The sequence below is a fragment of the Alloyangia pacifica genome (assembly GCF_900116195.1).
In the GTDB taxonomy this organism is placed as follows: Bacteria; Pseudomonadota; Alphaproteobacteria; order Rhodobacterales; family Rhodobacteraceae; genus Salipiger; species Salipiger pacificus.
Genome location: NZ_FOZW01000005.1, coordinates 338,491 through 351,077, shown reverse-complemented (window position 1 = coordinate 351,077; position 12,587 = coordinate 338,491). Strand labels below are relative to the sequence as shown.

Here is a 12,587-nt window from a genome sequence, read left to right as displayed (position 1 = left end):
CGGCCGCCGACGTGGCGCGTCTGGCGGGGGTGTCGCGCTCGGCAGTGTCGCGCGCCTTCACCCCCGGCGCGCAGGTCTCGGAGCAGGCCCGCGCGCGCATCCTCGAGGCCGCCGAAGAGCTCGGCTACCGGGTCAACCGCCTTGCCCGCACGCTGCATCAGGATCGCTCGGACCTTGTGGGCGTGGTCGGCGGCAATTTCTCGAACCCCTATATCTCCGCCCAGCTCGACGCCTTGTCGCGGGCGCTGCACGCGCGGCGCCTGCAATGCCTTCTGATGAACAGCGCGAGCGGCGGGGACGACCTCGGGCGGCTTCTCGACTACCGGGTGCGGACCGTCGTTCTGCTCTCAGGTGCCGCGCCCGACACGCTGATCCGGCTCTGCGCACAGAACGGCGCGCGCATGGTGCTGATCAACCGACCGCGCCCGCCCGAGGGCGCGCGGGCCGACCTTGTGCTTGCCGACAGCGCCCATGGCGGTCGGCTCGCGGCGGACCGGCTGGCCCGCGCGGGCTGCCAGAACGTGGCGGTGGTGATCTCCGGTTCACGCACCTCGGCCAAGCTCGACCGCGCCGAGGCCTTCTGCTCTGAAATGGCGCTGCACGGCATACCGGTCACCCGCTGGGCCGATGGCCCGAACAGCTACGAGACCGGCGTCGAAGCAGCACGCGCCCTGCTCATCCCCGGCGACAGGCGGGTGGACGGCATCTTCGGAGTCACGGATGAGATTGCCCTGGGCGTCCTGAATACCGCGCGGTTCGAGCTAGGCCTGCGCGTGCCCGAAGACCTGTCGGTGATCGGTTTCGACGACGCGCCGATCTCAGGCTGGTCCTCGCACGGGTTGACGACGATCCGTCAGCCGCTCGAGGCGCTCACCCGCGCGACCATGGAGGCGATCACCCTGCCGCCGGAAGCAGAGCCCGTACTCTGCGCAGTGCCGGTGCAGCTTGTCGAGCGCGGCTCGGTGCGGGCGCCGATCACCTGAGCGCGTCCAGCTCAGCGGCCGAAGGGATTGAGAATCCGCAGGCTATCCTCGACCAGAAGCCCGTGGTGCATATCCTCGGACCAGAGGGTATCGCAGCCGGCCTGCAACGCCGCGGCGACGATCATCGAATCGTAGACGGAAAAGCCGTAGCGCGCTCCCAGCGCGCGTCCGATGTCATGGGTCTGCGCCGTCAGCGGCACCACCTCGCAGAGCGCCCGTATCCCGGCGAGGAAATCACCCGCCTCCTCCGTGCTCAGCTTCGCCTTGCGCAGGCAGTTCACCAGCGCCTCATTGAGAACCTGCACGCTGATCAGACCGCCCTGCACCAGAAGCCCCTCGGCGCGCTCCGCCTTCGGCCCCTCGCCCAGCAGGTAGAGGATCACGTTGGTGTCGAAGAAGACCCTGTCCATGCGCCTATGCGCCCCGCGTCAGCGCGCGTTCGCCTCGTCGCGGGACAGGCGCGCGCCCTCTGGCAGACGGCCCCGGAACCTGCGCAAGTCGGCGAGGATCTCTTCGGGCCGCTCCGCACGGCTGACCGCCAGACCGCGCACGTCGGGATGCAACTCGATGCGGTCGCCCTCCTTCAACCCCAGCTCGCGCACGAGATCGGCAGGCAGGCGCACGGCAAGCGAGTTTCCCCATTTCGAGATCTGCATGATGGCCTCCGCAGCGCATGGATATACTTCGCCAAAAGTATATCCTAACCCGCCCATTTTCAACCATCCGGGCGGCCAATTCCGCGAAATCGGGGCCGGAAAAAATAGACACCCGGAGATCACTCTCCGGGTGCCGGTCATAATATATAAAAGACAAAGGTTACGTTGGCACCAGGGCCTCCCCCCTTCCAACCCGCCACTTCGTCGCCCAGAAAATACGGGCGTGCCACTGTCACCAGGAGAGAAAACTCCGATCTTGCTCAGTCATGACAGCGACCCGGGCATCTCCAAGAGTAGCGGGAAATCGCCGTACGTAAGCAGTTTTTTGCGCCACCCATGCCAGTTTCGCGCAAGCCACTGTCTTGCCGCATCTTTTCCACAATCTGTGAACCAAAGATTTTCAACCACTGCGAGAACGACTCAGTCGCGGCCTCTACGGGGCGGAGAAGGCAAGTGAGAATCACCTGAGCTTCACCGCGCGACATGACCCTCCAATTTGTTAATTTATTGTAACTACTGATTTTTTTCAGATCATGACTCAGTCAGCTACCAAATAGTGTAGTCAGAATTTTCACAAACACTTTCTGATGTAGCGATGCGTAGTCGCCTCGAAGATCGGCTTCAATTGTCCCCACCCGCCTGTGGGCAAGTATTCAATCGTATACCTTGGCCTCTCAATCGAAGCGCAGAAACGCAGACGCCCCCGACCTTCCGGTCGGGGGCGTTGCTCTCGTCCTGTGCGCGCGATCAGCCGAGAATGCCGTTCAGCGTCGCCGAGGGGCGCATCACGCCGGCGGTCTTATCCGCATCGCCGTGGAAGTAGCCGCCCAGATCGGCGGGCTTGCCCTGCACCGCAGCCAGCTCGCCGACAATCGCGGCCTCGCCTTCGGCCAGCGCCTTGGCGATGGGTGCGAAATGCGCCGCCATCTCGGCATCGTCGGACTGTGCCGCCAGCGCCTCGGCCCAGTAGCGGGCGAACCAGTAGTGGCTGTCGCGGTTGTCCGGCTCGCCGACTTTGCGCGAGGGCGAACGGTCATGATCGAGGATGCCCTGCGTCGCGGTGTCGACCGCGTCACCCAGCACCCGCGCCTTGGCGTTGCCCTTCTGGTCGGCGAGGAACTTGAAGCTCTCGCCGAGGGCGCAGAACTCGCCCAGCGAGTCCCAGCGCAGGTGGTTCTCTTCCACCAGTTGCTGCACGTGCTTCGGAGCCGAACCGCCCGCACCGGTCTCGAAGAGGCCGCCGCCGTTCATCAGCTTCACGATCGAAAGCATCTTGGCGGAAGTGGCCAGCTCGAGGATCGGGAAGAGGTCGGTCAGGTAGTCGCGCAGCACGTTGCCGGTGATCGCGATGGTGTTCTCGCCCTTGGTGATGGTCTCGAGCGAGGCGATGGTGGCTTCGCGCGGGGCCATGATCTCGAACTTGTCGGCCACGCCCTTGGCTTCGAGGATCGGCTTCACGTAGTCGATCAGCTGGGCATCATGGGCGCGGGAGGCGTCGAGCCAGAAGATCGAGCGGTAGCCGGTCGCCTTCTGCCGGTCGATCGCCAGGTTCACCCAGTCCTCGATCGGCGCCTTGCGGGCCGAGGCCGAACGCCAGATGTCGCCCGCTGCAACGTCGTGCGAGTGCAGCACGGTGCCGTCGTCGAGGATCATCTTGACGGTGCCTGCCTCGGGCAGTTCGAAGGTGGTCGGGTGCGAGCCGTATTCTTCCGCCTTCTGCGCCATCAGGCCGATGTTCTGGACGGTGCCGGCGGTGGCCGGGTTCAGCTTGCCGTTCGCCTTGAAGAACTCGATGGCCGCGTCATAGACCGGCGCGTAGGAGTTGTCCGGGATCACGCAGTTGGTGTCGGACTCGTTGCCGTCCGGCCCCCAGCCCTTGCCGCCGGCGCGGATCAGCGCGGGCATCGAGGCGTCGATGATCACGTCCGAGGGAACGTGCAGGTTGGTGATGCCCTTGTCGGAGTTCACCATGTACATCGGCGGACGCGCGGCGCGCACCTCGTCGATGGCCGCGACGATCTCTGCATTGCCCTTCACCCGCTCCAGCAGGTCGCCGAGGCCCGAGTTCGGGTTGACGCCGAGCGCCTTCAGCTCGTCACCGAACTTCTCGAACACCGGCTTGAGCCATGCCTTCACCGCATGGCCGAAGATGATCGGGTCCGAGACCTTCATCATCGTCGCCTTCATGTGCAGCGAGAACAGCGTGCCCTCGTCCTTGGTCTTCTTGATCTCGTCCTCGAGGAAGGCGTCGAGCTTGGCAGCGCTCATGTAGGTGGCGTCGACCACGGTGCCTGCGGGGTAGGAGACGCCCTCTTTCAGAACGGTCTCGCCGGACGCGGTTTCCAGCACGATCTTCGCGGTCGCGGCCTTGTCGAGGGTCGCCGATACCTCGTTCGAGAAGAAGTCGCCGCCCGACATCGAGGCGACGCGGGTCTTGCTGGCGGCGGTCCACTCACCCATGCGGTGCGGGTTGTTCTGCGCGAATTTCTTCACGGCTGCGGCGGCGCGGCGGTCCGAGTTGCCCTCGCGCAGCACCGGGTTCACGGCCGAACCCTTGATGCCGTCGTACTTGGCCTGAATCGCCTTTTCCTCGTCCGTCGAGGCTTCATAGGGGTAGTCGGGCAGCGCGTAGCCCTGGCCCTGCAGTTCCTTGATCGCGGCAACCAGCTGCGGCACCGAGGCCGAGATGTTCGGCAGCTTGATGACGTTCGCTTCCGGGGTCTTCACCCAGTCACCCAGCCAGGCGAGGTCGTCCGACTGGCGCTGCTCTGCGGTCAGAGCTTCGGGGAAGGTCGCGAGAATGCGGCCAGCCAGCGAGATGTCCTTCGTGCCGATCGACACGCCGGCGGCGGCGGCAAAGCTGCGGATGATCGGAAGCAGCGAGGCCGAGGCCAGCTCGGGCGCTTCGTCGACCTTGGTGTAAACGATGTCAGGAGTGTTGTTCTCAGCCATGATGCGATGCCTTTCCTGGGGGTCTGGCCCCCTTTAGCCGTTCTGCATACAAAGGTCTACAGTCGCGGTGCCGCAGGAATGCGTCACATCGCGCCCCCCTGCCCTAACCCGGAATTCAAGGGATTTCCACGTCGCGCAGAATGATTGCGCGACCATGCGCCGGCGGTGACATTGGCCATGCGACCCGTGTGGGCGGCTGCCCGTCTGATGGCTTCGCAAGCATTGTGCTCGGCACTCTGCTCCAGAGAAATGCCTATGGCTCAGAAGGGTCGGGCTGCATGCGCAGGGTGCAAGGCCCGGCCTAGTCCTCTTCGCGCAGGCTCGACCCCTCGGGCAGCGGGCGCTTGATGTTGCGCTGCATGTCCATGACATAGCCGATGATCGCCGCCACCGCTTCCCAGTGCTGGATGGGGATCTGCTTGTCGACCTCCGCCACGTCGTGCAGGGCGCGGGCCAGCGGCTTGTTCTCGATGATCGGGACCTCGGACTCGCGCGCTAGCTCGCGGATCCGTGCGGCCATGAGGTCGGCGCCCTTGGCCAAGCAGACCGGCGCGATATCGACGCCGCTCTCGTATTTGAGCGCCACCGCGAAATGGGTCGGGTTGGTCAGCACCACCGTGGCACGCGGCACCGCTTGCGCGATGCGCTGCCGCGCCCGCTCGCGGCGCAGTTGCTGTCGCTTGCCGCGGATCTGCGGATCGCCCTCGGTGTCCTTGTGCTCGTCCTTGATGTCCTGCAGCGACATGCGCTGCTTGCGCCGGTGATCGAACCGCTTCCACAGCACGTCGCCGATGGCGATGACCAGCAGCAGCGCCAGCACGACCAGCAGCATCTGCGACGCGGTCCGCCGGGCGAAATCCGTCACCATCTCGGGCAGGATCCCCTGCACCATCCAGATCTCGCGCACGCCGTGATAGGTGATCCACAGCCCGATGGCGCCGACCATGAGCACTTTCAGGACGCTCTTGCCGAACTCGACCATGGCGGTCATCGAAAAGAGCTTCTTGAACCCCGAGAGCGGCGAGATCTTGGAGAGCTTGGGCCTGATCCTTTCCGCTGCCACCACGATGTCGCCCTGCAGCAGCGCCCCGGCCACCGCCCCGAGAACCATCAGCGTCAGCAGCGGCGCAAGCAGGATACCGACGCCGCGCAGCACCCCCCAGGTCACGCCACCAAGGTCGCGCATGCCCTGAACGTCCTCGCCGACCGACACCTGCCCCGCGGTCTCGAAGACCCCGCGCAGGACCCCCGCGAGGGGCGCTGAGACGCTGGGCATGACAAAGGCGGTGATCGCGAAGAGTGACAGCACCGCCGTGACGTTGCCCACCTCCCTGGAACTCGGGACGTCGCCCTTCTCGCGCGCCTTTCGGAGCTTTCGCTCCGTCGGCTCTTCGGTCTTGTTGCTCTTGTCCTCGTCTTCCGCCATCGCCTGCGCCTCAGAACACCAGCAGGCCGAGCCATTCGGCGAAGTGCTCGGCGAATTCGCGCAGCATCAGCGGCGACGCCATGACCAGCACCAGCAGGCCCGAGCAGATGAGCACCGGTCCCGCGACGAAGAACACCGGCAGCGTCGGCATCATCCGCGCGGTCAGGCCCATGGCGAGATTGAGCAGCAGCCCCATGACGAAGAAGGGCGCGGCGATCGACAGCCCCATGTAGAAGCTCGCGCTCACCGCCTTGACGATCTGCTGCGCGAGATCGCCGGTGAGGATGCGCCCCGGCGGAAAGACATCGTAGCTCATCACCATGGCGCCGATGATCAGGTGGTGCAGGTCGGTGGCGAAGATCACCGCCACCGCCGCCATCATCAGCGCGGTCGACACGAGGTTGGCCCCCTCGAAGGAGCCGAGGCTGGGCGAGAAGGCGTTGGCGAGCCCGGCGATCATGCCGATCTGGTAGCCGGCGAATTGCAGGCCGGTCAGCAGGATACGCCCGCACATGCCGATCCACACGCCGATCGTCAGCTCGATCGCAAGGATGCCTATGAAGGCGGCGGTGTTGTCGAAATCCACCGGGCCGAGCGGCGCCAGCGGGTAGAGCGCGAGCGACAACACAAGCGCCATGGCCAGACGGTGGCGGACCGGAAACAGCGGCTCGCCGAGGCCGGGCATGAACATCAGGATGCCGCCGATGCGGGCAAAGACCAGCGCCACCCCGAGGAACTGGACGGTGATCAGCGCCGAGACGTTCATTACTTGCCGATGGTCGCGACGGTGCGCAGCGCGGCCTTGCGGTGGATCTCGTTGTGCGACAGCACCGTGGTCATCGGGCTGACTCGCTCGAGCATGGAGCGCACGAAGCTGCGCACCTCGGGGCTGACCAGCAGCGCCGGCCATTCGTCACGCTCGGCGAACTGCTGGATCTCGCGGCGGGCCTGCAGCACAAAGTCCTGCACGCGCTGCGGCGACATGACGAAGTTGCGCTCGTCGCCGCTGACCCGGAGCGCCTCGAGGAACTCCTTTTCCCAGGCCGGACCCATGGTGATCACCGAGATGAAGCCCGAGCCGTCCATCATCGACTTGCAGATCTGGTTTGCGAGGCGGCGGCGCACCTGCTCGGTGATCTGCGTGACACTGGAGGTGCCGCGCTTGGCCTCAGCAATTGCCTCGACGATGAGCGGCAGGTTGCGCACCGAGACCCGCTCGGCAAGCAGCCCCTGCAGCACCTGCTGGATCAGCACCATGGGCGCGTTGCCGGGGATCTCCTTGGCCAGCTTCTGGTACTCGCGGTCCAGCCCCTCGATCAGCTCCTGCGTAGCGCCGTAGGTCATCAGCTCGGGCAGATGTTCCTTCACCACCTCGGTCAGATGGGTGATGATCACGCTTTCCGGGTCGACCACCGTGAGCCCCATGCCCTCGGCGGTCTTCGCGGTCTGAGGATCGACCCAGAGCGCGTCGAGGCCAAATGTCGGGTCCTTGCCCCTCTCACCCTTGAGGCCGCACTCTCCCGGGTTGACCACCATCATGCCGGCGGGGCGCACCTCGCCGCGGGCGACCTCGACCCCCTGCACCATCAGCGCGTAGCTCTGCGAAGGCAGCATCGGCTCGTCCTTGATCCGCACGGTGGGCAGCACGAAGCCGAACTCACGCGCAAAGAGCCCGCGCAGGCTCTTGATCTTGCCCGCCAGCGCGGCGTCGGGGCTGGAGATCAGCGGCACCAGCGCCTGCCCCAGATCGAGCCGCAGCGTGTCGAGTTTCAGCGTCTCCTTGATGCTGTCCTCAGCCGGCGCGGCCTCGGCCTTCTGCCGCTGCGCTTCCTCGCGGGCGGCGCTGCGGGTGGCTTCCTCGGCACCGCGCTGCACGGTGATGCCGAGAAAGATCATCAGCCCCGCCAGCGCCGCGAAGACCAGCGACGGGAAGCCCGGCAGCAGGCCGATGGCAAAGAGCAGCGCGGCGGCCATGAACAGCGCCTTGGGGAATTTCGACAGCTGGCCCAGAACCGCCTCGTTGGCCGCGCCCTCGGTGCCGCCCTTGGTAACGATCAGACCCGCCGCCAGCGACACGACGAGCGCCGGGATCTGCGACACCAGCCCGTCGCCGATAGTCAGCACGGTGTAGAAGTTCGCCGCCTCGGACAGCGACAGCCCGTGCTGCGCCACGCCGATCAGGATGCCGCCGATGACGTTGATCAGCGTGATGATGATCCCTGCCACCGCATCGCCGCGCACGAATTTCGAGGCACCGTCCATGGCCCCGAAGAAGCCGCTCTCGTCCTCCAGCTCCTTGCGGCGGCTGCGCGCCTGTTCCTCGTCGATCAGCCCGGCGCCGAGATCGGCGTCGATGGCCATCTGCTTGCCGGGCATCGAGTCCAGCGAGAAGCGGGCCGAGACCTCGGCGATCCGGGTCGAGCCCTTGGTGATCACCACGAAGTTGATGACCACCAGGATCGCGAAGATCACGATGCCGATGATGAAATTGCCGCCGACGATGAAGCGCGAGAAGCCCTCGATCACCCCGCCCGCGGCGCTGGGGCCGGTGTGGCCCTCCGACAGGATCAGCCGGGTCGAGGCGACGTTCAGCGACAGCCGCAGCATGGTGACCACCAGCAGCAGCGTCGGGAAGGAGTTGAATTCCAGCGGCTTCGGGATCCACAGCGCCACCATCAGGATCAGCACCGAGACCGACAGCGAAACCGCGAGGCCGAGATCAAGGATCACCGGCGGCAGCGGCACGAACAGCATGCCGAGCATCAGTGTCACGCCGAGGGCAAAGGCCACGTCGCGGTTGGCAAAGCCCTTGCTCATCAGGCCGGAACGCTTGCGCGTCGTGGTGAAGGGGTCGGTCACGGCCATCAGAACATCTTTCGGAAGGCGGGCAGGACGGGTTGCATGACTTCGCGCCCATAGAGGCTGCGGGCTCCCTCGTCGGCGGCGCCGGAACGGGTGGTCAGCCAGGAGGTCCAGAAATGCCCTTCCGGCAAGGGCTCGACAGAGGCCACGGCGACCGGGGCGGGCAGATCGCCCCCCGCCGCGCCCGCCGCAAGCGCGCGGAAGATGTCGAGCCGGTCATTGGCGATACTGACATTCTGCTTCAGCCGCCCGAGGTAGGCCTGCTGGTACTCCGGGGTCGCCGAGTGGTAGCGCCCCGCCGCCTCGACCCAGTCGCCGGTCTGCTCGTAGAGCGAGACAAGCAGCCGCGCCGCGTAGTCGACGTTGCGGGCCGGATCGAAACCATGTTCGAGCGAGATGAAGGCATCGGGATGCCATCGCAGGTTCACCTGCATGCAGCCAAGGTCGATGGAGTCGATGCCATCCGACTGCCGCGCGCGCACCCAGCTCGCCGCGGTGGCAGGGTTGTTGAAGTAGCGCCCGTCGCCGTCCGCATTGGCCGTCCAGGGCCAGATGGTCAGTTCGCCCTCGTGCATCATTCCAGATTCCTGCAGGCCGATGCCCAGAAGCAGGTTGCCCGGGATCTGGTGGCGCAGCTGCGCGCGCAGGATCTCGCGGATGCAGATACCCGCGGGATCCGCAGAGCCCCGAGTGGCAGGCATCGGCTCGGCCTCGCGCACGGTCGGACGGTAGAAGTCGCTCCAGTCCGCCTGGGCCCCCTGCCCTCCCGCGACAAGCGCCGCCAGCGCAACAAGGGCTGCCCGGATCCCCCGCATCAGAAGCCCCCGTTGATGATCAGGTCGAACACCGTGTCGGACAGGCGCTTGACCATGGCATACATGAAGGGAAGCAGCACCAGCAGGCCGAGGAAGATCGAGACGATCTTCGGCACGAAGGTCAGCGTCATTTCCTGGATCTGCGTCAACGCCTGGAAAAAGGCCACGGCGAGACCGATGCTCAGCGCGATCGCCATGATCGGCCCGGACGCGTAGAGCACGGTCAGGAAGGCGTCCGAGAGGATCGTATGCGTATCGGCTTCGGTCACCGCGCCCCTTTCAGCCGGTTCAGACCGGCATGCGCATGATTTCCTGATAGGCCTCGACCAGCTTGTCGCGCACCGACACCGCCACCTTGACCGTGGATTCCAGTTCCAGCGTGGCCAGAACCACCTGCTGCGTGTCGGCGTCGCCGCGCATGCCGTTCTGCGCGACGGCCTCCGCCTGGCGAATGGTCTGCACCGTGTCGGCACCGGCCTTGGCGATCATGTCCGAGAAGCTGGGCTGCTCGGCCCTGTCCGGCACGATCGCCGGCATCTTCTCGGCGGTCATGTCGCGCGAGGCGCGGTAGGCGCCGCTGGCGGAGTTCAGGGAGAGGAGCGAGGAGGAGGGGCCCGCCATACGTCAAAGTCCTATTTCAGAAGGTCGAGAAGCTGGCTGCGCATGGTGCGCCCGGTCTCGAACATGTTCAGGTTGGCCTGGTAGCTGCGCGAGGCCTCGCGCATGTTGGCCAGCTCGAGGATGGTCTTAACGTTCGAGACCTTCACGAAGCCGTCCTGGTTGGCGGCCGGGTGTGCCGGATCGAAGCGCAGCTCGAAATCGGCATCGTCCTGGGTCACGTCCGAGACCCCCACCATCGAGGCACCGGTCTCGCGATCGATCATCTCCTCGAAGGAGATCACCTTGCGTCGGTAGGGCTCGCCACCCTCGGTGTTGCCGGTGGAGCTGGCGTTGGCGACGTTCTCGGAGACGACCTTGAGGCGCTCGCCCTGCGCCCGCATGCCGCTCGCGGCGACGTTCAGAACTGATTTCAGCGGATCCATGACGTACCTTCTCAGCGAATGCCGGTGACAGCGACGGTCAGCAGGCTGTGGCCCTTGCGATACAGTTCGGCGGCGAGCCGATAGCTGCCGGCCACTTCCGCGGCCTTGATGGTCTGCTGCTCGACCGACACGGTGTTGCCGTCGAGGCTGGCTTCCCATGCCGTTTCGTCGCGCTCGATTCGCACCCCGTCAGGCGTCGTGTGGCCGCTCTGGATGTGCTGCGAATTCGTGACGGACAGGCCGTTCATCGCGCGCTGACCATCCAGCGCCTCGGCGAAGTCATTCACCTCGCGGGCCTTGTAATTAGGCGTATCCGCGTTGGCGATGTTCTCGGAAATCACACCCTGCCGAGCCCCGAGCCACGTCATGCGCTCGGAGGCCAGTTGGAAAAAGGACATACCATCAAGCTTCATGAAGAGTTCCCTTTTGGTTGAAACAAGGATAGCATGAATAAAACGGACACATCAATGGATAGTGACCATGCACACCGCGTTTTCAGAGCTTTCTAGCCTTACCCGTACAATTGAAAGGTCAAGCATAACCGGCGAGGTGAAATCCGCGCTCGGGCTGGTCCTGACGGTTTCGGGGCTTGAGCGCGCGGTGGGCATCGGCGCGCACTGCCTCGTGCAAGGGCGCGAGGGTCCGGTGCTGGCCGAAGTGGTGGGCATCGATGAGAGCGGCACACGCCTGCTGCCCTTCGGCAGCTGGGACGGGGTGCGCACCGGCGATCCGGTGCACGTCTCTCACAGCGCCAACGAAATCCGACCCGACGACGCCTGGATCGGCCGGGTTGTGAACGCGCTGGGTCAGCCGCTCGACGGCAAGGGCCGCCTGCCTGAGGGCGGCACGCCGCGCAAGATCCGCGCTGCACCCCCGCCGGCCTTCGAGCGCCGCCGCGTCGGCGCGCGGCTCAACACAAAGGTCAAGGTGATGGACGTGTTCACCCCGCTCTGCCGCGGGCAGCGCATGGGGGTCTTTGCCGGCTCGGGTGTCGGCAAGTCGACGATGATGGCGATGCTGGCGCGCGGCGCGCAGGCAGACGTGATCGTCGTCGGCCTCGTCGGCGAGCGTGGCCGCGAGGTGCAGGACTTCCTCCAGGAGGATCTCGGCGAAGAGGGCATGGCACGCTCGGTGGTCGTGGTCTCGACCGGCGACGAGCCGCCGTTGATGCGCCGTCAGGCCGCCTGGACCGCCACTGCCGTGGCCGAGCATTTCCGCGACCAGGGCAAGCAGGTGCTTCTGCTGATCGACAGCGTGACCCGTTTCGCCATGGCGCAGCGCGAGATCGGCCTCGCCGGCGGCGAGCCGCCCACCGCCAAGGGCTACCCACCCACCACCTTCGCCGAGATGCCGCGCATGATGGAGCGCGCGGGCCCCGGCTCGGGCACGGGCGGCGACATCACCGCGCTTTACACCGTGCTGGTCGATGGTGGCGACATGGAAGACCCGATCGCCGACGCGGTGCGCGGCATCATGGATGGGCACATCGTGCTCGACCGGAAAATTGCCGAGCAGGGCCGCTTCCCGGCGGTGAACCTGCTGCGCTCGATCTCGCGGATGCTGCCGGACTGCCACCACCCTGACGAATACGCGATCTACAAGGCGGCGCGCCGCGCCGCCGCGCGCTACGCCGACATGGAGGAGCTGATCCGCATCGGCGCCTACCGGCGTGGAAGTGATCCCGAGGTGGACGCGGCGATCGAACTGGCGGAACCGCTCGACATGCTGCTGAGTCAGCGCAAGCACGAGGCGATGGAGAGCTCCGAGACCTTCGCGCGCCTGCACGGCGCGCTCGGGGACGCAGGAATCGACGTCATCACGGAGTGATCTGCAAATGCCGCGAGCCGCAC

13 protein-coding genes are annotated in these 12,587 nt (G+C 65.9%); 2 read left to right on the top strand and 11 right to left on the bottom strand.

All coding sequences use genetic code 11. The features are described 5' to 3' along the window. Positions 1–11: 11 nt before the first annotated feature. Complete coding sequence (locus BM397_RS13025; protein ID WP_245696065.1) at positions 12–983, top strand: LacI family DNA-binding transcriptional regulator; 972 nt, start codon at positions 12–14, stop codon at positions 981–983. Between the two features lie 11 nt (positions 984–994). Here BM397_RS13025 and BM397_RS13020 read toward each other — a convergent pair whose 3' ends face one another. From BM397_RS13020 to flgB, 11 genes are all read right to left on the bottom strand, one after another. Next, positions 995–1,393, bottom strand: coding sequence for a PIN domain-containing protein (locus tag BM397_RS13020; RefSeq protein WP_092424637.1), 399 nt, complete (start codon positions 1,391–1,393; stop codon positions 995–997). Positions 1,394–1,411: 18 nt separating this feature from the next. Beyond that, the gene (locus tag BM397_RS13015; protein ID WP_092424635.1) at positions 1,412–1,639 is read right to left on the bottom strand and encodes an AbrB/MazE/SpoVT family DNA-binding domain-containing protein; all 228 of its coding nucleotides are present in this window, start codon (positions 1,637–1,639) and stop codon (positions 1,412–1,414) included. A gap of 747 nt (positions 1,640–2,386) precedes the next feature. Then, the gene (locus BM397_RS13010) at positions 2,387–4,591 is read right to left on the bottom strand and encodes an NADP-dependent isocitrate dehydrogenase (RefSeq protein WP_092424633.1); all 2,205 of its coding nucleotides are present in this window, start codon (positions 4,589–4,591) and stop codon (positions 2,387–2,389) included. Positions 4,592–4,892: 301 nt separating this feature from the next. Next, complete coding sequence (gene flhB / locus BM397_RS13005; RefSeq protein WP_092424631.1) at positions 4,893–6,017, bottom strand: flagellar biosynthesis protein FlhB; 1,125 nt, start codon at positions 6,015–6,017, stop codon at positions 4,893–4,895. Positions 6,018–6,027: 10 nt separating this feature from the next. Next, positions 6,028–6,783 carry a flagellar biosynthetic protein FliR gene (locus tag BM397_RS13000; RefSeq protein ID WP_092424629.1) on the bottom strand — a complete coding sequence of 252 codons (756 nt, stop codon included), beginning with the start codon at positions 6,781–6,783 and terminating at the stop codon, positions 6,028–6,030. After that, positions 6,783–8,882, bottom strand: coding sequence for a flagellar biosynthesis protein FlhA (flhA, locus tag BM397_RS12995; RefSeq protein ID WP_092424627.1), 2,100 nt, complete (start codon positions 8,880–8,882; stop codon positions 6,783–6,785). Before flhA ends, BM397_RS13000 begins: the two co-directional genes overlap by 1 nt. Further along, the gene (locus tag BM397_RS12990; protein WP_092424625.1) at positions 8,882–9,694 is read right to left on the bottom strand and encodes a lytic transglycosylase domain-containing protein; all 813 of its coding nucleotides are present in this window, start codon (positions 9,692–9,694) and stop codon (positions 8,882–8,884) included. Before BM397_RS12990 ends, flhA begins: the two co-directional genes overlap by 1 nt. Continuing rightward, positions 9,694–9,963 carry a flagellar biosynthetic protein FliQ gene (locus tag BM397_RS12985; protein WP_092424623.1) on the bottom strand — a complete coding sequence of 90 codons (270 nt, stop codon included), beginning with the start codon at positions 9,961–9,963 and terminating at the stop codon, positions 9,694–9,696. Before BM397_RS12985 ends, BM397_RS12990 begins: the two co-directional genes overlap by 1 nt. Positions 9,964–9,982: 19 nt before the next feature. Then, the gene (fliE, locus tag BM397_RS12980; protein WP_092424621.1) at positions 9,983–10,315 is read right to left on the bottom strand and encodes a flagellar hook-basal body complex protein FliE; all 333 of its coding nucleotides are present in this window, start codon (positions 10,313–10,315) and stop codon (positions 9,983–9,985) included. Positions 10,316–10,326: 11 nt separating this feature from the next. Next, the gene (gene flgC / locus BM397_RS12975) at positions 10,327–10,737 is read right to left on the bottom strand and encodes a flagellar basal body rod protein FlgC (protein WP_092424619.1); all 411 of its coding nucleotides are present in this window, start codon (positions 10,735–10,737) and stop codon (positions 10,327–10,329) included. An 11-nt stretch (positions 10,738–10,748) separates the two neighbouring features. After that, the gene (gene flgB, locus BM397_RS12970) at positions 10,749–11,150 is read right to left on the bottom strand and encodes a flagellar basal body rod protein FlgB (RefSeq protein ID WP_092424617.1); all 402 of its coding nucleotides are present in this window, start codon (positions 11,148–11,150) and stop codon (positions 10,749–10,751) included. A 67-nt stretch (positions 11,151–11,217) separates the two neighbouring features. Here flgB and fliI point away from each other — a divergent pair, with 67 nt between their 5' ends. Then, positions 11,218–12,564 carry a flagellar protein export ATPase FliI gene (fliI, locus tag BM397_RS12965; RefSeq protein WP_092424615.1) on the top strand — a complete coding sequence of 449 codons (1,347 nt, stop codon included), beginning with the start codon at positions 11,218–11,220 and terminating at the stop codon, positions 12,562–12,564. Positions 12,565–12,587 lie beyond the last annotated feature (23 nt).

What these genes read in the sequence shown, in the direction of transcription:
- BM397_RS12990 (WP_092424625.1), bottom strand. Translation starts at nt 9,694, where the DNA reads ATGCGGGGGATCCGGGCAGCCCTTGTTGCGCTGGCGGCGCTTGTCGCG.
- flgC (WP_092424619.1), bottom strand. Translation starts at nt 10,737, where the DNA reads ATGGATCCGCTGAAATCAGTTCTGAACGTCGCCGCGAGCGGCATGCGG.
- BM397_RS13010 (WP_092424633.1), bottom strand. Translation starts at nt 4,591, where the DNA reads ATGGCTGAGAACAACACTCCTGACATCGTTTACACCAAGGTCGACGAA.
- flhB (WP_092424631.1), bottom strand. Translation starts at nt 6,017, where the DNA reads ATGGCGGAAGACGAGGACAAGAGCAACAAGACCGAAGAGCCGACGGAG.
- fliE (WP_092424621.1), bottom strand. Translation starts at nt 10,315, where the DNA reads ATGGCGGGCCCCTCCTCCTCGCTCCTCTCCCTGAACTCCGCCAGCGGC.
- flhA (WP_092424627.1), bottom strand. Translation starts at nt 8,882, where the DNA reads ATGGCCGTGACCGACCCCTTCACCACGACGCGCAAGCGTTCCGGCCTG.
- fliI (WP_092424615.1), top strand. Translation starts at nt 11,218, where the DNA reads ATGCACACCGCGTTTTCAGAGCTTTCTAGCCTTACCCGTACAATTGAA.
- BM397_RS13020 (WP_092424637.1), bottom strand. Translation starts at nt 1,393, where the DNA reads ATGGACAGGGTCTTCTTCGACACCAACGTGATCCTCTACCTGCTGGGC.
- BM397_RS13000 (WP_092424629.1), bottom strand. Translation starts at nt 6,783, where the DNA reads ATGAACGTCTCGGCGCTGATCACCGTCCAGTTCCTCGGGGTGGCGCTG.
- flgB (WP_092424617.1), bottom strand. Translation starts at nt 11,150, where the DNA reads ATGAAGCTTGATGGTATGTCCTTTTTCCAACTGGCCTCCGAGCGCATG.
- BM397_RS13015 (WP_092424635.1), bottom strand. Translation starts at nt 1,639, where the DNA reads ATGCAGATCTCGAAATGGGGAAACTCGCTTGCCGTGCGCCTGCCTGCC.